The organism is Amaricoccus sp. (assembly GCF_047602525.1).
Classification (GTDB): domain Bacteria; phylum Pseudomonadota; class Alphaproteobacteria; order Rhodobacterales; family Rhodobacteraceae; genus Amaricoccus.
The window spans coordinates 3,402,080-3,423,497 of the sequence record NZ_JASGHB010000001.1 but is presented as its reverse complement, the minus strand read 5'-3'; the positions used below and the strand labels follow the sequence as shown (position 1 = coordinate 3,423,497).

Genomic DNA, 21,418 nt, shown 5'->3' with positions numbered 1-21,418 from the left:
TCGCCCGGCTACCAGCCGATCTCGCTCGCGAAGGCGGCGGAAACGCCGGTGCGGCCGGCGCTGGTGCCTTCCGCCGCGATCAGGGCAGCGAGAGCGGCGACCGAGGCGAATCCGGCGAGCGACGCGGCGAGAACCGCGGCGCGGCTGCGGATCGGGCCGGTCGGATAGCGCAGCGGCTGCTCGACGAAGTACCAGGACAGCGTTGCCACCAGCAGGGTGGCCGCGAGCCACGCGAGCGCGCCCCGGAAGCCAAGCTCGCCCCAGATCCGCTGCGCGAACACCAGCATGGGCCAGTGCCAGACGTAGAGCGAATACGAGATCACGCCGAGGAACACCATCGGCGGGGACCCGAGCAGCGCGCGCGCCGCTGTCTCGCGCCGGTTCGACCAGATGACGAGCGCCGAGCCCAGCCCGGCCGGCACCGCACCCGTCCAGAACCGCGATGCCTCCGGGCCGGCGGCGATGACCGGCACGAGGATCGCGGCCAGCCCCAGCAGCGCGAGCATCTCGGCAACGCGCCGGCGCGGCGGACCGAACGGCAGCACCGCAACCAGCGCGCCGAGGCCGAACTGCCAGAGAGCGTGCGGCATCTGCGGCAGACCCGACCCGGGCAGCAGGCCGACGCCGAGCACGAAGGACGCAAGCGTCGCCGTGGCGACCAGCGGCACCACCGCCCGCGCCCCGACCCGGCCGAAGCAGGCGACGACGACAGGCAGCAGCAGGAAGATCTGCGCCGCCGTCGACAGCGACGAGGTGTGAAGCAGCGGCGCGGCGCCGGCCTCGCCGGAAGGCGCGACGTTGGACACCAGCGCCACGGACGCGAGGGCCGCGCGCGACAGCGCCGCGCTTTCCACGGGCGACAGCAGCAGCGCCCCCGCCACGAGGGTTGCCGCCGTTGCGACGATCAGCGTCGGCAACATGCGCCGCGCCCGCCGGTCGTAGAATTCGCCGATCGACACCACGCCGCTCGATCGAACGAGCGCCTGTGCAATCAGGAATCCGGAGATGACGAAGAATGGGGCGAGCGCAGTATCTCCACCCGAAAACGTTGTAAACCCGCCATGCGCCAGCAGGATGAGCAGTATCGCGATGGAACGCAATCCATCTATATCCGGCCTGTACGGCCTGATCCCAGCACCAGTCTGCATTTTTTGGCTGCCTGCTCGATTTTTCGGTGCGAGGGTGCCTCCCCTCTCGCCCAGCCGACCTTGGCCTTTTCGTGTGCACCGGCACAAGACGCCTCGACGGGCTTCCGCGACCGTAAGCAGGAAGCCGCTCGCATTGCATCGGCCGGTCATCGCCCACCGGGCTCGGGAGATGCGCGAAAGGGGGTTGCATTGGCCAGACGCGGGGCCTATATGGCTGCCAACAGCGGCGGATCGGTCACTAGGCCAATCCCCACCGGCAATCTTGAACGGGCTGCGGCCCGTTTTTTGTTTTCTGGAGCCCCGTTTGGCCGACCTGATCGCCAAAGCTGCCCTCGACCGCCGGCTCGCGGCCATTGTCACGCCCACGATCGAAGGGCTCGGCTTCGAGCTTGTCCGCCTGCGGCTGATGAGCGGCAAGCGCAACGTGCTGCAGGTCATGGCCGACCGGCCGGACGGCGGCATCGAGGTGGACGACTGCGCGAAGATCAGCCGCGCCGTCTCGGCCGTGCTCGATGTCGAGGATCCGATCTCCGGCGAGTACGTGCTCGAGGTCTCGTCTCCCGGCATCGACCGGCCCCTGACCCGGCTCAAGGACTTCGAGGCCTACGCCGGGCACGAGGCCAAGCTCGAGACGCACGAGATGATCGACGGCCGCCGCCGCTTCAAGGGCGTGCTGCAGGGTGTCGAGGACGGCGAGGTGCTGGTCGAGATCGCCGAGGACACGGTGATCGGCCTCGGCTTCGACATGCTGTCGGACGCGAAGCTGGTGCTGACCGACGCACTGATCGCCGAGAGCCTCGCCGGCCGCAAGGCCCAGGGCTTCGACCCGGGCGAGATCCCCGAGGGCTTCGACGAGATCGAGCCCGACGACAGTTCCGATGACGGTTCCGACGATGCGGGCGGGCCGGACGAAACCGACGCCTCCGAAGAGGAAGACGAGGAAGAAGTGAAATGAGCAGCGTGACCTCTGCCAACCGGCTGGAGCTTCTGCAGATCGCCGACGCGGTCGCCCGCGAGAAGATGATCGACCCCGCCCTCGTCATCGAGGCGATGGAGGATTCGCTCGGCAAGGCCGCCCGCTCCCGCTACGGCGCCGAGTACGACATCCGCGCCAAGATCGACCGCAAGACCGGCGACCTCGCGCTGACGCGCCACCGCCACGTCGTCGAGGAGCCGGAGAACCTGTTCACCGAGCTGACCCTCGCCGACGCGCGGCGGATCCGGCCGGATGCGCAGCTCGACGACGACATCGTCGACCCGCTGCCGCCGATGGACTTCGGCCGCATCGCCGCGCAGTCGGCGAAGCAGGTCATCATGCAGAAGGTCCGCGAGGCGGAGCGGCTGCGCCAGTACGAGGAATTCAAGGACCGCCAGGGCGAGATCATCAACGGCGTCGTCAAGCGCACCGAGTACGGCAACGTCATCGTCGACGTCGGCCGCGGCGAGGCGATCCTGCGCCGCGACCAGCTCATCCAGCGCGAGGCGTTCCGCAACGGCGACCGGGTGCGCGCGCTCATCAAGGAAGTGCGCCACGAGACCCGCGGCCCGCAGATCTTCCTCTCGCGCACCGCACCGGAGTTCCTCGCCGAGCTCTTCAAGATGGAAGTGCCCGAGATCTACGACGGCGTCATCGAGATCAAGGCCGTCGCCCGCGACCCCGGCAGCCGCGCGAAGATGGGCGTCATCTCCTACGACAGCTCCATCGACCCGGTCGGCGCCTGCGTGGGTATGCGCGGCAGCCGCGTGCAGGCGGTGGTGAACGAGCTTCAGGGCGAGAAGATCGACATCATCCCGTGGAACCCGGACCCGGCCACGTTCCTCGTGAACGCGCTGCAGCCGGCCGAGGTGTCCAAGGTGGTGTTCGACGACGACAGCGAGCGCATCGAGGTCGTCGTTCCCGACGAGCAGCTCTCGCTCGCCATCGGCCGCCGCGGCCAGAACGTGCGCCTCGCGACGCAGCTCACCGGCTTCGACATCGACATCCTGACCGACGCGCAGGAGAGCGAGCGGCGGCAGGCGGAGTTCGCCGAGCGCACCCAGCTGTTCATGGAGGCGCTGAACGTCGACGAGATCGTCTCGCAGCTGCTGGTGGCCGAAGGCTTCGCCACGCTGGAAGAAGTGGCCTATGTCGATCCCGAGGAGCTTGCCTCGATCGACGGCTTCGACCAGTCGACTGCCGAGGAGCTGCAGGCCCGGGCCCGCGAGAGCATCGACGAGATCAACGCGAAGGCGATCGAGCACGCCAAGGAACTCGGCGTCGAGCAGAGCCTTCTGGATTTCGAGGGGCTGACACCCCAGATGATCGAGACGCTGGCGGTCGAGGGCATCAAGACCCTCGAGGATTTCGCCACCTGCGCCGACTGGGAGCTGGCCGGCGGTTATACCACCGTCGACGGCAAGCGGGTGAAGGACACCGGCCTGCTCGAGAAGTACGACATGAGCCTCGAGGAGGCGCAGACGCTGGTGATGAACGCCCGCGTCCAGATCGGCTGGGTCGACGCCGCGGATCTGGTGCAGCCGGAGGACGAGGCGGAGGACGAGGCGGACGCGTCCGAAGACGGCGACGCGGAGAGCCAGGACTGAGGTGACGCGCGGGGGGCGGGTGAAGGACCGGGACGAGCCGGAGCGGCGCTGCATCGTCACCCGCGAGACCGGGCCGAAGGCGGGGCTGCTGCGCTTCGTCGTCGGCCCCGACGACACGGTGGTGCCGGATCTGGCCGGGAAGCTGCCCGGCCGCGGCATGTACGTCGCGGCCGACGCAGACACCCTGCGGCTCGCCGTGAAGAAGGGCCACTTCGCCCGCGCGGCGAAGCGGCAGGTGGCGGTTCCGCCTGACCTAGCGGACCGGGTGGAGGCGCTGCTTACGGCGCGACTCACCGAACTCGTGGCGATGGCGCGCAAGGCCGGACAGGCCGTGTGCGGTCTCGAGAAGACGACGGCGGCGCTCGTTTCCGGCGAAGCGACGCTGCTCCTGCAGGCGGCAGACGGGTCGGAACGTGAACGCGCCCGACTTCGGCCGCCGGCGGGCGAGAACAGCCTCGTTACGTGTCTTTTCGCACACGAATTGGGTTTGGCATTCGCCCGCGATCGTGTGATACATGCCGCCGTGCTGGCGGGCGGTCTAAGAGACCGGATTCGGGACGAGGCCCTGCGGCTGTCAGGCATCCGGGATGAGACGCACCTGCCTTCGGCCGAGGACTCGGCTGGGGTGGGCGCAGGCAATGGATCGGCGGGGGAAGGCTCCCGCGGGAAAGGCTAGAGACGACATGGTGGATACGAAGGACGGTTCCGGCAAGGGCAAGACCCTCGGGCTGCGGGGCGGCAGCACCGAGACGAGCCACGTTCGGCAGAGCTTCAGCCACGGCCGGACGAAATCCGTTACCGTCGAGCACAAGCGCAAGCGGGTCCTGACGCCGAAGCCCGGCTCGCCGGCCGGCCCGGGGCGCACCGGCGCCACCGCGGGACTGTCGGACGCCGAGTTCGAGCGCCGGCTGAAGGCCGTCGAGGCCGCGAAGGCACAGGAAGCGGATCGCCGCCAGAAGGAGATCGAGGTCGCGGAAGCCCGCGCGGCCGAACTCGCCCGCCTGCGCGCCGAGAAGGAAGCCGCCGAGCGTGCCGAGAAGGAACGCGAGATCCAGGAGCAGCGCGCCGCCGCGGCTGCCGCCGAGGCGGCCGCAGCGGAGGCGCGCAACGCCCAGCGCGCCAAGCAGCAGCCGACGAAGGCCGCGCCCGCGGTCGAGGCCGTCGATCCCGCCGCCGCCCAGGCCCAGGCCGCCCGGGCCGAGGCCGGCCGCGCCACCGGCAGCCCGGTCAAGAAGACCGTCGAGAAGGCCCCGGTCAACGACGAGAAGCGCGGCCGCGGCAAGGCCGACGACGACCGTCGCCGCTCGGGCAAGCTCACGATCGCCAACGCGACCAACGAGGACGGCCGCCAGCGCTCGCTCGCCGCGATGCGCCGCCGGCAGGAGCGCGACAAGCGCCGCACCGGCGGCCAGGCCGGCGACCGCGAGAAGATGGTCCGCGACGTGAACGTGCCGGACGCGATCACGGTGCAGGAGCTGGCGAACCGCATGGCCGAGCGTGTGGCCGCGGTGGTGAAGACCCTGATGCAGAACGGCATCATGGCGACCCAGAACCAGACGATCGACGCCGACACCGCCGCGCTCATCGTCGAGGAGTTCGGCCACAAGGTCGTGCGCGTCTCGGACTCCGACGTCGAGGACGTCATCGTCCAGGCGTCCGGCGAGGATGCCGGCAACCTGCAACCGCGCCCGCCGGTCGTGACGATCATGGGCCACGTCGACCACGGCAAGACCTCGCTGCTCGACGCGATCCGCAAGACCAATGTCGTCTCCGGCGAGGCCGGCGGCATCACCCAGCACATCGGCGCCTATCAGGTGAAGACGCCGAACGGCGCGCTGGTGACGTTCCTCGACACGCCGGGCCACGCCGCGTTCACCTCGATGCGCGCCCGCGGTGCGCATGTGACGGACATCGTGGTGCTGGTGGTGGCGGCCGACGACAGCGTGATGCCGCAGACGATCGAGGCGATCAGCCACGCCAGGGCGGCGGGCGTCCCGATCATCGTCGCGATCAACAAGGTCGACAAGAACGGTGCCGACCCGAACCGCGTCCGCACCCAGCTCCTGAACCACGAGATCGTGGTCGAGGAGATGGGCGGCGAGGTGCTCGACGTCGAGGTCTCGGCATTGACCCGCAAGGGTCTCGACACGCTGCTCGAGGACATCGCGCTGCAGGCCGAGCTGCTCGACCTGACCGCCAACCCCGACCGCCAGGCCGAGGGCGCGGTGATCGAGGCCAAGCTCGACGTCGGCCGCGGGCCGGTGGCAACGGTGCTGGTGCAGAAGGGCACGCTGAAGCGCGGCGACATCTTCGTCGTCGGCGAGCAGTGGGGCCGGGTGCGCGCGCTGCTCAACGACAAGGGCGAGCGGGTGGACGAGGCGGGGCCGTCGGTGCCGGTCGAGGTGCTCGGTCTCAACGGCACCCCCGAGGCCGGCGACGTGCTGAACGTGGTCGACGACGAGGCCAAGGCCCGCGAGATCGCCGACTATCGCGGCCGCCTCGCCCGCGACAAGCGCGCCGCGGTCGGTGCCTCCGCGACCCTCGACCAGCTTCTCGCCAAGGCCAAGGCCGACAAGGACGTGAAGGAGCTGCCGGTCGTCGTGAAGTCCGACGTGCAGGGCTCCGCCGAGGCGATCGTGCAGGCGCTGGAGAAGATCTCGACCGACGAGGTGCGCATCCGCGTGCTGCATTCGGGCGTGGGCGCGATCACCGAGTCGGACGTCACGCTCGCCGACGCCTCGGGCGCGCCGATCATCGGCTTCAACGTCCGCGCCAACGCGCCGGCGCGCGAGGCGGCGAACCAGAAGGGCGTCGAGATCCGCTATTACTCGATCATCTACAACCTCGTGGATGACGTGAAGGCGGCGGCGTCCGGCCTGCTCAGCCCGGAGATCCGCGAGAAGTTCATCGGCTACGCCCGCATCCTGCAGGTCTTCAAGATCACCGGCGTCGGCAAGGTCGCCGGCTGCCAGGTCACGGAAGGCGTCGCCCGCCGCTCGGCCGGCGTGCGCCTGCTGCGCGACAACGTGGTGATCCACGAGGGCAAGCTGAAGACGCTGAAGCGCTTCAAGGACGAGGTGAAGGAAGTCCAGGTCGGCCAGGAGTGCGGCATGGCCTTCGAGAACTACGACGACATGCGCGAAGGCGATGTCATCGAAATCTTCGAGACCGAGACCGTCGAGCGCACGCTCGCCTGATCCTCGGTTCGACGACGGCACAAGGGGCGCCCGGGAACACCCGTGCGCCCTTTTCCATGGCCGGGACTTCGCATGGCGATCGTTGACGGAGGAGGGCGCAAGGGCGACAACGGCCGGGCACCGTCCTGGGGGACTTCGCCGCTGCGCACGCTTCTCACCGCGGCCACCCTTGCCACCGGGCTCGCCGCGCCCGCCATTGCCGAACCGCGGAGCTTCTCGCTCTCGCCCTACCTGTGGCTGCCCGGGCTCGACACGTCCGCAGGCACGGCCAAGGGCGATTTCGACTTCAGCCTCAGTGCGAGCGACGTCCTGTCCAGCCTCGACGTCGGTTTCATGGGCGTTGCGGAGGCGCGCAACGGCCGGTGGGGGCTTGCCCTCGACCTGATCTATGCCGACCTCTCCGAGAGCCGCGATTTCCCGGCCGGCGCCCCGTTCTCGCGCGCGTCGGTCGCGAACCGGCTGTTCCCCCTTCTGTCAGGGCTCCTCTGATGCGCGCAATCGTCACCCTCACGCTCAACCCCTCGATCGACGGCGCCGCCGAGACGTCGCGGGTGCAGCCGACCCACAAGATCCGCACCACCGGCGACCGCTACGATCCCGGCGGCGGCGGCATCAACGTGGCGCGGGTGATCCAGAACCTCGGCGGCTCCGCCCTGCCGGTCTATCCCGCGGGCGGCGCCACCGGCGACGTGCTCGACGAGCTGATGACCGAGCGCGGGCTGGCGTTCCACCGGGTCGCCATCGCCGGCCACACCCGGATCAGCCATGCCGTGTTCGAGACCACGACCGGCCTCGAATACCGCTTCGTCCCCGAGGGTCCGGCCATCTCGCCCGGCGAGTGGCTGGAGATCCTCTCGGTCGTCGACGGCCTCGATTTCGACTGGCTGGTGGTCAGCGGCAGCCGCCCGCCGGGCCTGCCCGACGACTGCCTCATCTCGCTGCTGCACCGCTGCCGCGAGCACGGCGCCCGTATGGTGCTCGACAGCTCCGGCGCCGCCCTCGCGGCCACCGTCGCCGTCGGCGGCCTCGCCCTCGTCAAGCCGAGCCATGGCGAGTTTCGCGCGCTGACGGGCCTGCCGCTCGAAACGCCCGATGCCATCGCCGCGGCGGCGCTCGACTTCGTGCGCGCCGGCCGGGCCGAGATCGTCGCCGTCACCATGGGCCACCAAGGCGCCGTCCTCGCCAGCGAGGCCGGCACCGTGTTCCGTCGCCCGCCCGACGTCCCGGCCAGGAGCGCGACCGGCGCCGGTGACAGCTTCGTCGGCGCCATGACCCTGGCCCTTGCCGAGGGCTGGACGCCGGAAGACGCCTTCCTCCGCGGGATGGCGGCCGGCAGTGCCACGGTGCTCCATCCCGGCACGGACCTCGCCCGGCCCGAAGACGTGGCGCGCCTGCTTGTGGATCTCCGGGCGGGCTGAGGCCTGCGGCAGACGAAACATCCGCGCGGACCAAACCGACACAAGCCGCGGGCATCTCTTGGAGCACCGGCGCCCATGGGGAGCCGGTGGCTGAAGGAGGTTCCGGCGATGCAGGTCTTCACCACGAGCACAGCGGCCCGCGTCGACCGCGGAGAACACCTCGGCGGTCCCCGCGCCGAGGACGCCACTCTCCTGCCCTTCCGCCGAGTCGAGCCTGATCCCTTTGTCACTTTCTCCGGCGTTCATTGTCCTCGCTCCGAACTCGTGCGGGCCGGGATCCGTCTGCTCGACTGACATCCGGCGGCCCGTGGCCCCGCCGTCGCGTGCTCTGGTGTGAGTTCTCCGCGCGTTGTCTGTACCCGCGGCGCGGTCGCCTTCCCCGGGGCGGCCGCGCCGTCGCGCGTGCCCCTCTGGCATCGCCGGGTTGCAGCCCATATATCTCGGCCCGACCAACCAGGGGCGGATGGCGGAGAGGGGCGAATGGCGGAGCACGAACGGTTTCCCGGCTGGCACGGCACCACGATCATCGGCGTGCGCAAGGGCGGCCGCGTCGTCGTCGCCGGCGACGGCCAGGTGAGCCTCGGCCAGACCGTCATCAAGGGCACCGCCCGCAAGGTGCGCCGGCTCACCCCCGGCGGCCAGCCGGTGGTCTGCGGCTTCGCCGGCTCCACCGCCGACGCCTTCACCCTGCTCGAGCGGCTGGAGAAGAAGCTCGAAGCCGCGCCCGGCCAGCTCCAGCGCGCCGCCGTCGAACTGGCGAAGGACTGGCGCATGGACAAGTACCTGCGCAATCTCGAGGCGATGCTCATCGTCACCGACGGCCGCGACCTGCTGGTCCTGACGGGCGCCGGCGACGTGCTGGAGCCCGAGCACGACGTCGCCGCCATCGGCTCCGGCGGCAACTACGCACTGGCCGCCGCCCGCGCGCTGATGGACACCGACCTCGACGCCGAGGCCGTCGCCCGCAAGGCCATGGCGATCGCCGCCGACATCTGCGTCTACACCAACGGCAACGTGGTGGTGGAAAGCCTCGACGCCCGCTAAGCCCCGACGCCCGTAAGCCCGACGCCCGCTCAGCCCGAGAGGCAAGCCATGACCGAACTCACCCCCCGCGAGATCGTCTCCGAGCTCGACCGCTTCATCATCGGCCAGGCGGACGCCAAGCGTGCCGTCGCCGTCGCGCTGCGCAACCGCTGGCGCCGCAAGCAGCTGCCCGAGGACATCCGCGAAGAGGTCTATCCGAAGAACATCCTGATGATCGGCCCGACCGGCGTCGGCAAGACCGAGATCTCGCGCCGGCTCGCCAAGCTCGCCAAGGCACCGTTCCTCAAGGTCGAGGCGACGAAGTTCACCGAAGTCGGCTACGTCGGCCGCGACGTGGAGCAGATCGTGCGCGATCTCGTCGACGCCGCCGTGGCCATGGTGCGCGAGGACATGCGCGAGCGGGTGAAGGCGCGTGCGCACGAGGCCGCCGAGAACCGGGTGATCGACGCGCTCGCCGGCGACGGCGCCCGCGACCAGACCCGCGACATGTTCCGCAAGAAGCTGCGCGACGGCCTGCTCGACGACAAGGAAATCGAGCTGGAGGTCGCCGACACGTCGAGCCCGTTCCCGATGATGGACATCCCCGGCCAGCCCGGGCTCGGCGGGGGCGTGCCCGGCGGCATGAACCTCGGCGACATCTTCGGCAAGGCGTTCGGCGGCAGGAAGGTCCGCCGCCGGATGACGGTGGCCGCGTCCTACGAGCTGCTCATCACCGAGGAGGCCGACAAGCTGCTCGACCCCGAGGCGGTCAACCGCGAGGCGGTGAGCGCGGTGGAGCAGAACGGCATCGTCTTCCTCGACGAGATCGACAAGGTCTGCGCCCGCGCCGAGACCCGCGGCGCCGACGTCTCCCGCGAGGGCGTGCAGCGCGACCTGCTGCCGCTGATCGAGGGCACCACCGTCTCGACCAAGTACGGCCCGGTGAAGACCGACCACGTGCTCTTCATCGCGTCCGGCGCCTTCCACATCGCCAAGCCCTCGGACCTGCTGCCCGAGCTGCAGGGCCGCCTGCCGATCCGGGTGGAGCTGCGCGCGCTGACCGAGCACGATTTCATCCGCATCCTGACCGAGACCGACAACGCGCTCACCCGGCAGTACGCCGCGCTGATGCAGACCGAAGGCGTCACGATCAGCTTTACCGACGACGGCATCGAGGCGCTCGCCCGCATCGCCGCCGAGGTGAACCGCGCGGTGGAGAACATCGGTGCGCGCCGGCTGCACACCGTGCTCGAACGGGTCTTCGAGGAGCTGTCGTTCACCGCGCCCGACCGCTCCGGCGAGGCGGTGACGGTCGACGCCGCCTTCGTGGAGCAATACCTCGGCGAACTCAGCCGCTCCGCCGACCTGTCGCGCTACGTGCTCTGATGCGCCGCTTCGGCGAGCCCGTCGAAGCCGGCCGGCGCTACATCGACCGGATCGGCGCCTATGCGGTGATCCGGCAGGGCGACGACGTGCTCGTCACCGAGCAGGCCGCCACCACCCGCGAATTCCAGCTGCCGGGCGGCGCGCTCGACCCCGGCGAGGGGGCGCTCGCCGCCCTGCATCGCGAGTGCCTGGAGGAGATCGGCTGGCGCATCGCCGTGACCCGTCGGCTCGGCGCCTTCCAGCGCTACACCTACATGCCGGAATACGACCTCTGGGCGCGCAAGGTCTGCCACGTCTACCTCGCGCGCCCGGTTCGCCGCCTCGGCGCCCCCTCCGAGGCCGGGCACCGCGCCGTCTGGATGACGATCCCCGCGGCGCTCGACCTCCTCGCGGTGGACGGCGACCGGCATTTTCTCGGCCTCGTCGCCCGCCTCGGCCTGCGCCCGCGCTAGGGCCTGCCGCCATCGGCGTGGGCGAGGTGTTAACAAACTTGGTCGTTGCCTCCGCCTGTGCTACGGTCGGCGGCCCGGACCTCGTGGGAACGGCTGTGGAGTAGTTGGTGAGAACGTACATCGCCCGTGCGGTGGGGCCATGCCATGCTGGTTGATGCCGCAACCGCGGACCGCGCCGCATTCGCCCGTCCATTCGATGTCTGCATTGCCGGCGCCGGCCCCGCGGGCATCACCCTTGCCCGATCTCTCGCCGCCCGGGGCTATGACGTCGCGCTGATGGAGGCGGGCGAGATCGACTATAGCGACGCCTCGCAGGCGTTCTATGTCGGTGACCTGACCGGCCTGCCCGAATATCCCTGCGAGGAGAGCCGGATCCGCGCGTTCGGCGGCACGTCGGGCCACTGGGAAGGCAAGTGCCGGGCCTTCGAGGACGACGACTTCGCCGCCCGCCCGTGGATGCCAAGCAGCGGCTGGCCGATCGGCCGCGCCGATCTCGACCCCTATGCCGCCGAGGCCTCCGCCATCGTCGACCTCGAGTCGCCCGTCGACCTGCCGGACGTGCCAATGCGTCAGGAGGACGCGCGCTTTCGCCACGTCCGGTGGCGGATGAGCCCGCCCACCCGCTTCGGCGACAAGTTCCGGGACGAGATCACGGACTCCGGGCGGATCACCCTCGGCGTCCGGGCCAGCCTCGTCGACCTGCGGCTCGCCGACGGGCTCGAGTCGGTGTCGACCGCGGTCTTCCGCGCCTGGGGCGGCCTCGAACCGTCGTTCGAGGTGACGGCGCGTGCTTTCGTCCTCTGCCTCGGCGGGCTCGAGAACGCCCGGGCGCTGCTCTCGTTCGACAGCCAGCTGCCGGCGGGGATCGGCAACCAGAACGATCTGGTCGGGCGATACTTCTGCGATCGCCCGGCGGTTGCGACCGCCAACCTGCTCCTCGCCCAGCCGGCCGAGGACGAGGCGCAGTATTTCACCCCGACCGCCACCTTCTCCGCGCAGAACCAGCTCGCACGCTGCGCCGTCACCATCGAGCCGCGGCGCGTCGCTCCGATCACCAACGAGGTGAAGCTGCTCGCGCGCACCGCGGGTTGCCTGACGCCCGAGGTGGCCCATCTGGTGGCCCGGCTGCGCGGCGGAAAGTCGCCCTGCGTCTTCGGCGGCCTCGCCGAGTTCGGCATCCATCAGGACCCGGAAAACCACCCCGTCGCCGTCGTCGGCGTCTCGATGGAACAGCAGCTCAACCGCGACAGTCGGGTGCGGCTGTGCGAGCGCCGCGACTCGTTCGGCATGCGCCGGGTGCTGCTCGACTGGCAGCTGACCGACGGCGACTATCACACCATGCGCGCGGTCACGCTCGCGTTCGGGGCCCATGTGGCGGAGCAGGGCATCGGGCGGCTGAAGCTGCGCGACTGGATCGCCGAGGACGCCCCCAGCTTGCCGGCGATCGGCACCGGGAACGGCATGATCGCCGGGCGCCAGCACATGTGCACCACCCGGATGAGCGTCGATGCCCGGGCCGGCGTCGTGGATCCCGACTGCAAGGTCCATGGCATGACCAACCTCTACATCAGCGGATCCAGCGTCTTCCCGACGCCGGGATTGCCGAAGCCCACGCTCACCATCGTCCAGCTCGCCCTCCGGCTCGGCGACCACCTGTCCACGCAGCTCTCGTGATGGTTGTTTGATCGCGCGGCACTTGTGCTGTCGCGCGATCCGCCCGATGCTCCGCCCATGGCTCTTGCGATCTCCCGCCGACCCCGGCCATCCCGCCTTGGCCGCGCCCTCCGCGCGCTGGCGCTGACGCTCGTCGTGCTCTCGCCGGTCGGCGTCGCGCTGCTCGCGGTCGAGACCCGACCGCGGGTGATCGACCCCGGGCCGCCCGACGCGGTGGCGGCGGAGCAGACCCGGGACGTCGCGGCCCGGCTCAAGGCGCTGATCGACGCGGGCGAGCCGCGGGCCCAGCTGACACTCGGCGAGGACGAGCTGAACGCCGTGCTCGCGGCCGGCCAGCGCCTCGCGCCCGGGGCATTCGGCACGGCGCACGTCGACGCCGGCCGCGCGACCCTCGATCTTTCGATCGGCCCGCCCGTTGTGCCGCGGGCGCTCTGGGCCAACCTGCACCTCTCGGTGCTGCCGTCCGACTCCGGGCTGGTGCTCGAATCGGCCCGTCTCGGCCGTCTGCCGCTGCCGCCGGCGCTGGCGCTCGAAGCCGCACGCCTCGTGCTCGACCGAAAGCTCGGCGACGGCCTCGGCAGCGACCTGCTGGCCAGCATCGCCGCGGTGCGCCTCGCCCCATCGGAGGCGACCGTCGCCTTCGATTTCGACGCTGCCGGCGGCGTCGAGTTCTTCGACAAGCTGCGCGCCCGGGTGATCGAGGCGGCGGGCAGCACGGCGCGCGAACGCGTCTACATGCAGGCCTGGCTTCTCGACCAGCGCCTGCGCCGGGGTGGCCTGCCGCGCACCGGCTCTGTCCTGCCATGGCTGCGGCAGGCGCTGCAGGTGGCGAGCGCGCCGCGCGGGCACGAGGCCGACCGTGAAGAGCTGCGCGCCGCGCTCTACGCCCTCGCGCTGGTCTGCGGCGACCCGGACTTCGCCGGGTCGATCGCCATCGGCTTCAACGAGAAGATGCAGAGCGCCGCCCGCGGCTGTTTTCACACCACCCTCTCGGGCCGCGAGGATCTGCGGAAGCACTTCCTGATCTCCGCCGGCCTCTATGCCGCGAACACCGGCGACGCGGCCTTTGGCATGGGCGAGCTGAAGGAGCTGCTCGACAGCAACGCCGGCGGCAGCGGGTTCTCCTTCGACGACATGGCCGCGGACCTCGCCGGGGTCCAGTTCGCCACCACCTTTCTTGACGCGGCGCCCGAGCGCTGGCCCGCCATGCTGGCCCGCATCGAGTCCGAGGCGGATTCTCATGCCCCCGATCGACGGCCTGCCCAGCGGCCTGAGCGAGGCCGAGTTCCGCCGCCGCTTCGGCGACGTGGACAGCCCCGCGTACGCCGCGATGGTGGCGGAAATCCGGCGCCGGGTGGCCGCCCTGCCCCTCGGGACGGAGTAGCGACGGGGGGGCATCCCGGGATGTCCGCGGTGTCGGGTCGATCGCCGTCCCGATCACCTCTGGCGGCGGCTCACTACAGATCACGTCGCCCTGCGGCAGGGATCACGTGCGCGCAAGCTTCTCCGGCGACCCGGGCGTCACTTCACCGTCTCGTCCGGCCCCACGCCCCACAGGACGGTGCGGGGCAGCCAGCCCGAGACGCCGCCCGCCCCGAACTCGCACCACGCGCCCGCGCAGCTCTCCAGTCGGCCGATCGCACCGGGCTCGGCCATCCCGCGCACCGCCGCCGTGTCCTCCGGGCCGGCGCGCAGTGGCACCGGGTCGGTCGCGGTCACGAGCGCGGTCCGAACGCCGGAGAGCAGCGCGTGATGCACCCAGCCGCCCATGCCGTCCGCATCCTGCACCCGCCGCCACTGGCCGTATTCCGCCGTCACCTCGAGCGGCAGGCCCTGATGGACGAACTCCCAGTCGACCCGCTGGTCGAGGCTCGGCCCGCGCCGGGCGTTGGCCTCCTCCGCCCGGAGCGACACGAAGCGCGGGATCGGCAGGCTCGTCACCGTGCCGACGCCGCCCGCCACCGCCGCGCCGCCCGCCAGCGAAACCGCGAACACCAGCCCGCATGCCGAGGAAAACCGCGTCACCGCATCCATGGCCCAGATCCTGCTCGTCTGCCCAACGCCGGGAAGTGTCTGGATCTCCCAGACCGCCCCGTGCAATTATCTTTCGCGGGAGAAGATACCGCGCCGACGCGCCCCGACAAACTGGAAAATCGCATGCCCGAGAAGACACGAGTCATCGTGACCCGCCGCCTGCCCGAGCCGGTCGAGGCACGGATGCGGGAGCTCTTCGATGTGACGCTGAACACGACTGACGAGCCGATGTCGCAGGAGGCGCTCGGGCGCGCGCTCGGCGAGGCCGACGTGCTGGTCCCGACGATCACCGACCGCATCGACCAGCGCCTCCTTGCGCACGCCGGCCCGGGCCTGCGGCTCATCGCCAACTATGGCGCCGGCTTCGACCACATCGACGTGGCAACCGCCCTGCAGCGCGGCATCATGGTGACGAACACCCCGGGCGTGCTGGCCGAAGACACCGCCGACATGGCGATGGCGCTGATCCTGTCGATCCCGCGCCGGGTGCCGGAGGGGGCGCACCTGATGCAGACCGGCGAGTGGGAGGGCTGGAGCCCGACCGCGCTGATGGGTCGCCGCATCGCCGGCAAGAACCTCGGCATCCTCGGCCTCGGCCGGATCGGGCGGGCCATCGCCCGCCGGGCCAAGGCGTTCGGCCTCGCCGTCCACTATCACAACCGCCGCCGCCTGCATCCCGACATCGAGGCCGAGCTGGGCGCGACCTGGTGGGAGAGCCTCGACCAGATGCTCGCCCGCGTCGATATCCTGTCGATCAACGTGCCGCACACGCCCTCGACCTTCCACCTGATGAACGCGCGCCGCCTGAAGCTGATGAAGTCCGACGCGGTGATCGTGAACACCGCCCGCGGCGAGGTGATCGACGAGAACGCGATGACCCGGATGCTGCGCGCGGGCGAGCTGGGCGGCGCCGGGCTCGACGTCTACGAGAAGGGCCACGACATCAACCCCCGGCTGCGCGACCTGCCGAACGTGCTGCTGCTGCCGCACATGGGCTCGGCGACCGTCGAGGGGCGGCTCGAGATGGGCGAGAAGGTCATCATCAACATCAAGACGTTCGCCGACGGCCACCGTCCGCCGGACCAGGTGGTGCCTGCGATGCTGTAGAGCGACCGCCCGGACCGTCGGGCGGGCCGGACCGTCCGGCTCTCCGGGCAGTCCCGTCTCCGGGGGGAACGCGCATGACCGTCGACATCTACCGCCACACCGCGCAGGACGGCATCAGCCTCGACGAGCTGGCGCTCTACCACGAGATCATGGCGTATCGGGCCAGCCGGGGCCTGCCCGAGCTGCGCCTCTCCAAGGCGCTGTCCGCCACCGCCGGGCGCCACGTGCTCGACATGCGGGAAAACATCTGGGCCGCCGACCACAGCCTGCCCGCCGGCGCCAACCTGCACAGCTGGAGCGACGCGCCATACGACGCGGATGGCCGCGACCCCTCGGTGATGTGGGAGGCGCCGGCGCGGCTCGGCACCGGCTATGCCTCCAGCGGCTACGAGATCGCCGCCGCAGGCCAGTCCGGCGGCAGCGAGGCGCTGGCCGGGTGGAAGGCCTCCGCCGGGCACGACGCCGTCCTGACCGAGACCGGCGGCTTCGACGACATCGGCTTCCGCGCGATCGGCGTCGGCCTCGACAGTTCGGCGGGCGCCGGCCCCTACGGCGGGTCGGTGTTCTATGTCTGGTTCGGCGTCGCGGCCGACGCGACCGGCACGCCGGGGATCCTCGGCTCCGCCCGGGCCGACCGCTTCGCTGCCACCGCCTTCGCCGACACCGCCTATGGCCTCGGGGGCGCCGACCGCATCTCCGGCGGCCGCGGCGACGACCTGCTGCGCGGGGGTGCGGGCCACGACCTCCTGCGCGGCGGCGCCGGCCACGACCGGCTGCTCGGCGACGGCGGCGACGACCGGCTGCTCGGCGGCAGCGGGCAGGATGCACTGGTCGGCGGCCCGGGGGACGACAGGCTGTCGGGCGGCGCCGGGGCCGACAGGCTGGCCGGGGGCTGGGGCACGGACGTGCTGGCGGGCGGCGCCGGACGGGACGTCTTCGTCTTCGCCGATCCCGGGCACGCCGGCACCGGAGCGGCGCGCGACACCATCCGCGACTTCGCGCCCGGCGACCGGATCGACCTCTCCGGCATGGATGCGGATCCGTCGACCCGCGGCGACCAGGCGTTCCACCTGATCGACGGCGCCTTTGGGGGCGAGCCCGGCGAACTGCGCGTCGTCGCCGGCCTGATCCAGGGCGACATCGACGGCGACGGGCGGGCGGACTTCGGCATCGGGCTGGCCGGCCCGGCGCTGCCGGGGGCGGGCGACCTGCTGCTCTGAGCGGGCTCGCGTTAACCAAGCCACTGCGCTGTTTAGGAAAATGCAACGCTTCCTTTGGGGGACCGGCCCCGCGCGTGTTAGCATCTCCTTAAGGGTGTGGGGGGTTCGGCAATGCCGCGGGTTCTGGTTCTTTGCCTTCTGGCGATTCTGTCGGTCTCGCCGCTGGCGCGAGCGGCGACCGGCGCGGATATCGAGGCGCCGTTCGACGCCGGGGGCTTCGAGCCGGCCGAAATCCGCGTGCTGCAGGCGGCGCTGGCCGCCAGCGGCGACTATGCCGGCGTCCTTGATGGCCGCTGGAGCGACGACGGCGCTGCGGCGCTCGACGTCTGGTCGGCGCGGGAATTCGGTGCGGCGCCGCTCGCCGGTCACGCCGCGGCGGCAGTGGCGGGCTTTCTCGATGCCGCCCGTGACGACGGATGGCGCGAGGTCCCGCTCGCCGACCTCGGGCTCGCGCTGGCGCTGCCGCTCGCGCGGCTGTCGCAGCCGGTGGACGAGGCCGGGGGCACCCGCCAATGGACCACCGACGGCAGCTTCGCGGTGCTCACCCACCGCTTCGACCGGGCCGATGCGACGGCGTGGCACGACACCGCCGCGAGCCTCGCCGCCGGCCGGATCGAGACCCGTCGCGGACCCGACCGCCTCGTCACGACCGGCACCCTCGCCGATGGCCGGGCGTTCTTCACCCGCTCCGACCTGATCGCGGGCGCCTGGGCCACCGTCTACCTCACCGCAGAACCCTCGGCGGAGGGCGCGCTCCGCCTCGCCGCCGCCAGTCTCCACGCCGGCCGGCCGGAGGGGTTCGACCTGCCCGCCGATGGCCGGCTCGCCCGGCTGGTCGACAGCGCCGCGCGGCTGGTGCAGGCCGCCACCCCTGCCCCGGCGGGCCAGGTGGCGACGCCGGCGCGCTTCGATGCCGAGATCACCGCGCTGCCGCCCTCCGGCGATGGCGATGCGGACGGCGCGGAGGCGGTGGGCGGCACCGGCACGGCGTTCTACGTCGGGCCGCAGCTGCTGCTCACCGCCGCGCATGTCGTCGCGGGCTGCACCACGCCGTCGCTGGCCGACGGCACCCCGCTCGAGACGGTCGCGGCGGACGAGGGGCTCGACGTCGCGGTGCTGCGCGCGCCGCGGCAGGCGCCGCACTGGCTCGCATTCGCCGAGGGCCGCATGCGCCTCGGCCAGCGGGTCTATGCCATCGGCTTTCCCTACTACAGCATCGCCGGCACCTCGCTGACCCTGACCGGCGGCAATGTCAGCGCGCTGGCCGGCATCGACGATGACGCCCGCTACTTCAGCTTCAGCGCGCCGGTGCAGCCGGGCAACAGCGGCGGCCCGCTGCTCGACGCCCGCGGCCGGGTGCTCGGGCTGGTGGTGGCGCGGCTGTCGGAAGACTACATCGTCGAGGCGACGGGCAGCCTGCCGCAGAACGTCAACTACGCGCTGCGCGAGGCCGAACTCGACACCTTCCTCTCCCGGGCCGGCATCGCCGCGGAGACGGGCGGCCTCGGCCGCTTCGATCCCGACGATGGCGTGCCGGATGGGGTCGAGGACGCGATCGTACCGATCGTCTGCCACTGAGAGCCGGTCCGAAGACTCGGACGGGTCGGCCTGGCGGGGCCTTTCGCGCGCCCCGGGATCGCGTCAAACGTGAAGGCCAGCATCCTCGGTATCGGCCTTCATGTTCTCCTGCCGGCAGCTCGGAAGTCCCTCGCCAGCCTTCCCCCACCGAATTCCAGACTGCTTCACGGGCGTGCACCGCCCCGAACCGTCCTGAGCCGACAAGAAAAAGGACCGCCCCGGCAGATGCCGGGACGGCCCTCGCGATTCGGAGGCCCGAAGCGCCGGGGTCAGCGCTTGGAGAACTGGAAGCTGCGGCGCGCCTTGCGCTTGCCGTACTTCTTGCGCTCGACGACGCGGCTGTCGCGGGTGAGGAAACCGGCCGCCTTCAGCGCGGGGCGCAGGCTCGGCTCATAGAGCGAGAGCGCCTGGCTGATGCCGTGCTTCACCGCGCCGGCCTGGCCCGAGAGGCCGCCGCCCTTGACGGTGCACATCACGTCGAACTCGCCGGCAACGCCCGCGACGCTGAACGCCTGGCCGATCACCATGCGCAGCACCGGGCGGGCGAAGTAGGTCTCGACCTCCTTGCCGTTCACCGTGATCTTGCCGTTGCCGGGCTTCACCCAGACGCGGGCCACCGCGTCCTTGCGCTTGCCGGTGGCGTAGGAGCGGCCGAGGCTGTCGCGAACCGGCTCCCGCTTCGGGGCCTCCTCGACGACCGGCGCGGCGGCAACCGCGTCGCGGAGCTCTTCGAGCGAAGAAAGATCTGCCATGGGACTCACGCGCTCCGGGTGTTCTTGGGGTTCTTCGACGCGAGGTCGACGACTTCCGGGTTCTGGGCGGCGTGCGGGTGCTCGGTCCCGCCGTAGACGCGCAGGTTGCTCATCTGCTTGCGCGAGAGCGGGCCGCCCGGGAGCATCCGCTCCACGGCCTTGACGATGACCCGCTCCGGGAAGCGGCCCTCGAGGATCTGGCCGGCGGTGCGGAACTTGATGCCGCCCGGATAGCCGGTGTGCCAGTAGTAGCGCTTGTCGGCGCGCTTGTTGCCGGTCATCTGCACCTTGTCGGCGTTGATGATGATGACGTTGTCGCCCATGTCCATGTGCGGCGTGAACGTCGCCTTGTGCTTGCCGCGCAGCCGCATGGCGACAAGGCTCGCGAGGCGACCGAGGACGACGCCTTCGGCGTCGATCAGCACCCACTTCTTGTCGATGTCGGCCGGCCGGGCAGAGTAGGTCTTCATCTGAGGTCCGTCCCCGTGTCTCGGCATGTCTCGAACTGGCCGGGACGATCGCCCGACCGGATCGCGGGCTTATGACGGAGATTCGATCGCGGGTCAATCGCTGAGACCCTGAAATTACCGAACCGGATCAACGTATTGCAATATAGGTATCATGATACCACCATGTCGGTGGGCACTGGTCGGGGGATAGGCCGGGCCCGCGCGCCGTCCGCCCGGCGTGGTGCAGGGCGCCGGAGTCTGCTAGAGGGGTCTGGTTCGAACAGGTCTTCGCGATGCCCGTTGATCCCGGCGGTCGCCCCGAGCGCAGCCTCGACCAGATCGCCATTGATCTGGCGGTCCGCCTGTTGTTTCTCGCCGCGCTGCTCTGGCTCGCCGGGATGCTGTTGCGCCCGTTCGCCGCGGTGCTGATCTGGTCAGCCATCCTCGCGGTGGCGTTCCATCCGCTCTACGAGTGGCTGAAAGGCGGGCTCGGCGGCCGCGGCTGGCTGGCGGCAAGCCTGCTCACCGTCGCGTTCTTCCTCGTCACGCTCGGGCCGACGGCCGTGCTGCTGTCGAGCCTCGCGGTGTCGGTGGAGCACCTCGGCGAACGGCTGCACGACGGCGCGCCCATGCTGCCGTCGCCACCGGCGGCCTTGCGCCACCTGCCGCTCGTCGGCGACGTGACCCCGCTCTGGACGGCCGCGTCGGCGAACCTCCAGGGCTTCGTCTCGCAGCACAGCGCCGGGCTGCTCTCGGCCGGGGGCTGGCTGCTCGTCCGGGTCGAGGACATCGCCGGCGGGCTCCTCGCGGTTCTTCTCGGCGTGGTTCTGGCCGGCTTTCTCTACGCGCCGGGCCCGCGGCTGCAGCGCGGCGTCCGGCGCTTCGCGGGGCGCATCTCCGGCGAGCACGGCTCGACCTTCGTCGACCTGACGGCCGCCACGATCCGCAACGTCGCGCGCGGGGTGATCGGCGTCGCAATGATCCAGACCATCCTGATCGGCATGGCGTTCATCTTCGCCGACGTGCCGGGGGCCGGCCTGCTCGCGCTGGCGACGCTGGTGCTCTGCATCGTGCAGGTCGGCGCGCTGCCGGTGGTCGCGCCGGTGCTGGTCTGGGCCTGGATCACCAAGGACGCGACCCCGGCGCTGCTCCTCACGCTCTACCTCCTCCCGGCGGCGCTGGCCGACAACCTCCTGAAGCCGCTCCTGATGGGCAAGGGGCTCGCGGTGCCGGTGCTGGTGATCCTCGTCGGCGTGATCGGTGGCACGATCGCCTTCGGGCTGATCGGCCTGTTCCTCGGGCCGGTGGTGCTGGCCGTGCTCTACGACCTGGCGCTGTTCTGGCTGGCGGAGGACGACGCGCCCGGCGGGATCGACTAGCGGGAAGGGGCGCCGCGT

20 protein-coding genes are annotated in these 21,418 nt (G+C 71.1%); 16 read left to right on the top strand and 4 right to left on the bottom strand.

Features of this window, described 5'->3' with window-relative positions; genetic code table 11:
• Positions 1-8 precede the first annotated feature (8 nt).
• Positions 9-1,100 (bottom strand): acyltransferase family protein, encoded by a 1,092-nt coding sequence (locus QM699_RS17515; RefSeq protein WP_415012306.1) that lies wholly within the window; start codon positions 1,098-1,100, stop codon positions 9-11.
• Between the two features lie 352 nt (positions 1,101-1,452).
• On the opposite strand from QM699_RS17515, the gene rimP reads away from it, so the two are divergent.
• From rimP to QM699_RS17455, 12 genes are all read left to right on the top strand, one after another.
• A complete protein-coding gene (gene rimP, locus QM699_RS17510) occupies positions 1,453-2,103 on the top strand; it encodes a ribosome maturation factor RimP (RefSeq protein ID WP_415012305.1) in 651 nt (216 codons plus the stop codon).
• Positions 2,100-3,731, top strand: a complete 1,632-nt coding sequence (nusA, locus tag QM699_RS17505; RefSeq protein ID WP_415012304.1) for a transcription termination factor NusA — start codon at positions 2,100-2,102, stop codon at positions 3,729-3,731. The genes rimP and nusA overlap by 4 nt, the downstream gene beginning before the upstream one ends.
• Position 3,732: 1 nt before the next feature.
• A complete protein-coding gene (locus QM699_RS17500) occupies positions 3,733-4,407 on the top strand; it encodes an RNA-binding protein (RefSeq protein ID WP_415012303.1) in 675 nt (224 codons plus the stop codon).
• A 7-nt stretch (positions 4,408-4,414) separates the two neighbouring features.
• Positions 4,415-6,928, top strand: a complete 2,514-nt coding sequence (gene infB / locus QM699_RS17495; RefSeq protein WP_415012302.1) for a translation initiation factor IF-2 — start codon at positions 4,415-4,417, stop codon at positions 6,926-6,928.
• Positions 6,929-7,000: 72 nt separating this feature from the next.
• Positions 7,001-7,417 carry a hypothetical protein gene (locus QM699_RS17490; RefSeq protein ID WP_415012301.1) on the top strand — a complete coding sequence of 139 codons (417 nt, stop codon included), beginning with the start codon at positions 7,001-7,003 and terminating at the stop codon, positions 7,415-7,417.
• Complete coding sequence (locus QM699_RS17485; protein ID WP_415012300.1) at positions 7,417-8,346, top strand: 1-phosphofructokinase family hexose kinase; 930 nt, start codon at positions 7,417-7,419, stop codon at positions 8,344-8,346. Before QM699_RS17490 ends, QM699_RS17485 begins: the two co-directional genes overlap by 1 nt.
• 108 nt (positions 8,347-8,454) lie before the next feature.
• Complete coding sequence (locus QM699_RS17480) at positions 8,455-8,640, top strand: hypothetical protein (protein ID WP_415012299.1); 186 nt, start codon at positions 8,455-8,457, stop codon at positions 8,638-8,640.
• A gap of 186 nt (positions 8,641-8,826) precedes the next feature.
• The gene (gene hslV, locus QM699_RS17475) at positions 8,827-9,390 is read left to right on the top strand and encodes an ATP-dependent protease subunit HslV (protein WP_415012298.1); all 564 of its coding nucleotides are present in this window, start codon (positions 8,827-8,829) and stop codon (positions 9,388-9,390) included.
• Between the two features lie 48 nt (positions 9,391-9,438).
• Positions 9,439-10,755 (top strand): ATP-dependent protease ATPase subunit HslU, encoded by a 1,317-nt coding sequence (gene hslU / locus QM699_RS17470; protein ID WP_415012297.1) that lies wholly within the window; start codon positions 9,439-9,441, stop codon positions 10,753-10,755.
• The gene (locus tag QM699_RS17465; protein WP_415012793.1) at positions 10,752-11,207 is read left to right on the top strand and encodes an NUDIX domain-containing protein; all 456 of its coding nucleotides are present in this window, start codon (positions 10,752-10,754) and stop codon (positions 11,205-11,207) included. Before hslU ends, QM699_RS17465 begins: the two co-directional genes overlap by 4 nt.
• 144 nt (positions 11,208-11,351) lie before the next feature.
• Positions 11,352-12,881 carry a GMC oxidoreductase gene (locus QM699_RS17460; protein ID WP_415012296.1) on the top strand — a complete coding sequence of 510 codons (1,530 nt, stop codon included), beginning with the start codon at positions 11,352-11,354 and terminating at the stop codon, positions 12,879-12,881.
• 1,240 nt (positions 12,882-14,121) lie between these two features.
• A complete protein-coding gene (locus QM699_RS17455; protein WP_415012295.1) occupies positions 14,122-14,265 on the top strand; it encodes a hypothetical protein in 144 nt (47 codons plus the stop codon).
• A gap of 137 nt (positions 14,266-14,402) precedes the next feature.
• Here QM699_RS17455 and QM699_RS17450 read toward each other — a convergent pair whose 3' ends face one another.
• A complete protein-coding gene (locus tag QM699_RS17450; RefSeq protein ID WP_415012294.1) occupies positions 14,403-14,915 on the bottom strand; it encodes an SH3 domain-containing protein in 513 nt (170 codons plus the stop codon).
• Between the two features lie 123 nt (positions 14,916-15,038).
• Here QM699_RS17450 and QM699_RS17445 point away from each other — a divergent pair, with 123 nt between their 5' ends.
• From QM699_RS17445 to QM699_RS17435, 3 genes are all read left to right on the top strand, one after another.
• Entirely contained in the window at positions 15,039-16,022 is a 984-nt protein-coding gene (locus QM699_RS17445; RefSeq protein ID WP_415012293.1) for a 2-hydroxyacid dehydrogenase, read from the top strand.
• Positions 16,023-16,096: 74 nt separating this feature from the next.
• A complete protein-coding gene (locus QM699_RS17440; RefSeq protein ID WP_415012292.1) occupies positions 16,097-17,242 on the top strand; it encodes a M10 family metallopeptidase C-terminal domain-containing protein in 1,146 nt (381 codons plus the stop codon).
• A 111-nt stretch (positions 17,243-17,353) separates the two neighbouring features.
• The gene (locus QM699_RS17435; RefSeq protein ID WP_415012291.1) at positions 17,354-18,820 is read left to right on the top strand and encodes a S1C family serine protease; all 1,467 of its coding nucleotides are present in this window, start codon (positions 17,354-17,356) and stop codon (positions 18,818-18,820) included.
• Positions 18,821-19,089: 269 nt separating this feature from the next.
• Here QM699_RS17435 and rpsI read toward each other — a convergent pair whose 3' ends face one another.
• Both rpsI and rplM read right to left on the bottom strand, forming a co-directional pair.
• Positions 19,090-19,572: a 30S ribosomal protein S9 gene (gene rpsI, locus QM699_RS17430; protein ID WP_415012290.1), complete on the bottom strand. Its 483-nt coding sequence runs from the start codon at positions 19,570-19,572 to the stop codon at positions 19,090-19,092.
• Positions 19,573-19,577: 5 nt separating this feature from the next.
• Positions 19,578-20,042: a 50S ribosomal protein L13 gene (gene rplM / locus QM699_RS17425; RefSeq protein ID WP_415012289.1), complete on the bottom strand. Its 465-nt coding sequence runs from the start codon at positions 20,040-20,042 to the stop codon at positions 19,578-19,580.
• 272 nt (positions 20,043-20,314) lie between these two features.
• Here rplM and QM699_RS17420 point away from each other — a divergent pair, with 272 nt between their 5' ends.
• Positions 20,315-21,400: an AI-2E family transporter gene (locus QM699_RS17420; RefSeq protein ID WP_415012288.1), complete on the top strand. Its 1,086-nt coding sequence runs from the start codon at positions 20,315-20,317 to the stop codon at positions 21,398-21,400.
• Positions 21,401-21,418 lie beyond the last annotated feature (18 nt).

Bases quoted from the DNA above. Each gene is read 5' to 3' on its own strand.
- nusA (WP_415012304.1), top strand. From the start codon at position 2,100: ATGAGCAGCGTGACCTCTGCCAACCGGCTGGAGCTTCTGCAGATCGCC.
- infB (WP_415012302.1), top strand. From the start codon at position 4,415: ATGGTGGATACGAAGGACGGTTCCGGCAAGGGCAAGACCCTCGGGCTG.
- QM699_RS17490 (WP_415012301.1), top strand. From the start codon at position 7,001: ATGGCGATCGTTGACGGAGGAGGGCGCAAGGGCGACAACGGCCGGGCA.
- QM699_RS17485 (WP_415012300.1), top strand. From the start codon at position 7,417: ATGCGCGCAATCGTCACCCTCACGCTCAACCCCTCGATCGACGGCGCC.
- QM699_RS17480 (WP_415012299.1), top strand. From the start codon at position 8,455: ATGCAGGTCTTCACCACGAGCACAGCGGCCCGCGTCGACCGCGGAGAA.
- hslV (WP_415012298.1), top strand. From the start codon at position 8,827: ATGGCGGAGCACGAACGGTTTCCCGGCTGGCACGGCACCACGATCATC.
- hslU (WP_415012297.1), top strand. From the start codon at position 9,439: ATGACCGAACTCACCCCCCGCGAGATCGTCTCCGAGCTCGACCGCTTC.
- QM699_RS17460 (WP_415012296.1), top strand. From the start codon at position 11,352: ATGCTGGTTGATGCCGCAACCGCGGACCGCGCCGCATTCGCCCGTCCA.
- QM699_RS17455 (WP_415012295.1), top strand. From the start codon at position 14,122: ATGCCCCCGATCGACGGCCTGCCCAGCGGCCTGAGCGAGGCCGAGTTC.
- QM699_RS17450 (WP_415012294.1), bottom strand. From the start codon at position 14,915: ATGGATGCGGTGACGCGGTTTTCCTCGGCATGCGGGCTGGTGTTCGCG.
- QM699_RS17445 (WP_415012293.1), top strand. From the start codon at position 15,039: ATGCCCGAGAAGACACGAGTCATCGTGACCCGCCGCCTGCCCGAGCCG.
- QM699_RS17440 (WP_415012292.1), top strand. From the start codon at position 16,097: ATGACCGTCGACATCTACCGCCACACCGCGCAGGACGGCATCAGCCTC.
- QM699_RS17435 (WP_415012291.1), top strand. From the start codon at position 17,354: ATGCCGCGGGTTCTGGTTCTTTGCCTTCTGGCGATTCTGTCGGTCTCG.
- rpsI (WP_415012290.1), bottom strand. From the start codon at position 19,572: ATGGCAGATCTTTCTTCGCTCGAAGAGCTCCGCGACGCGGTTGCCGCC.
- rplM (WP_415012289.1), bottom strand. From the start codon at position 20,042: ATGAAGACCTACTCTGCCCGGCCGGCCGACATCGACAAGAAGTGGGTG.
- QM699_RS17420 (WP_415012288.1), top strand. From the start codon at position 20,315: ATGCCCGTTGATCCCGGCGGTCGCCCCGAGCGCAGCCTCGACCAGATC.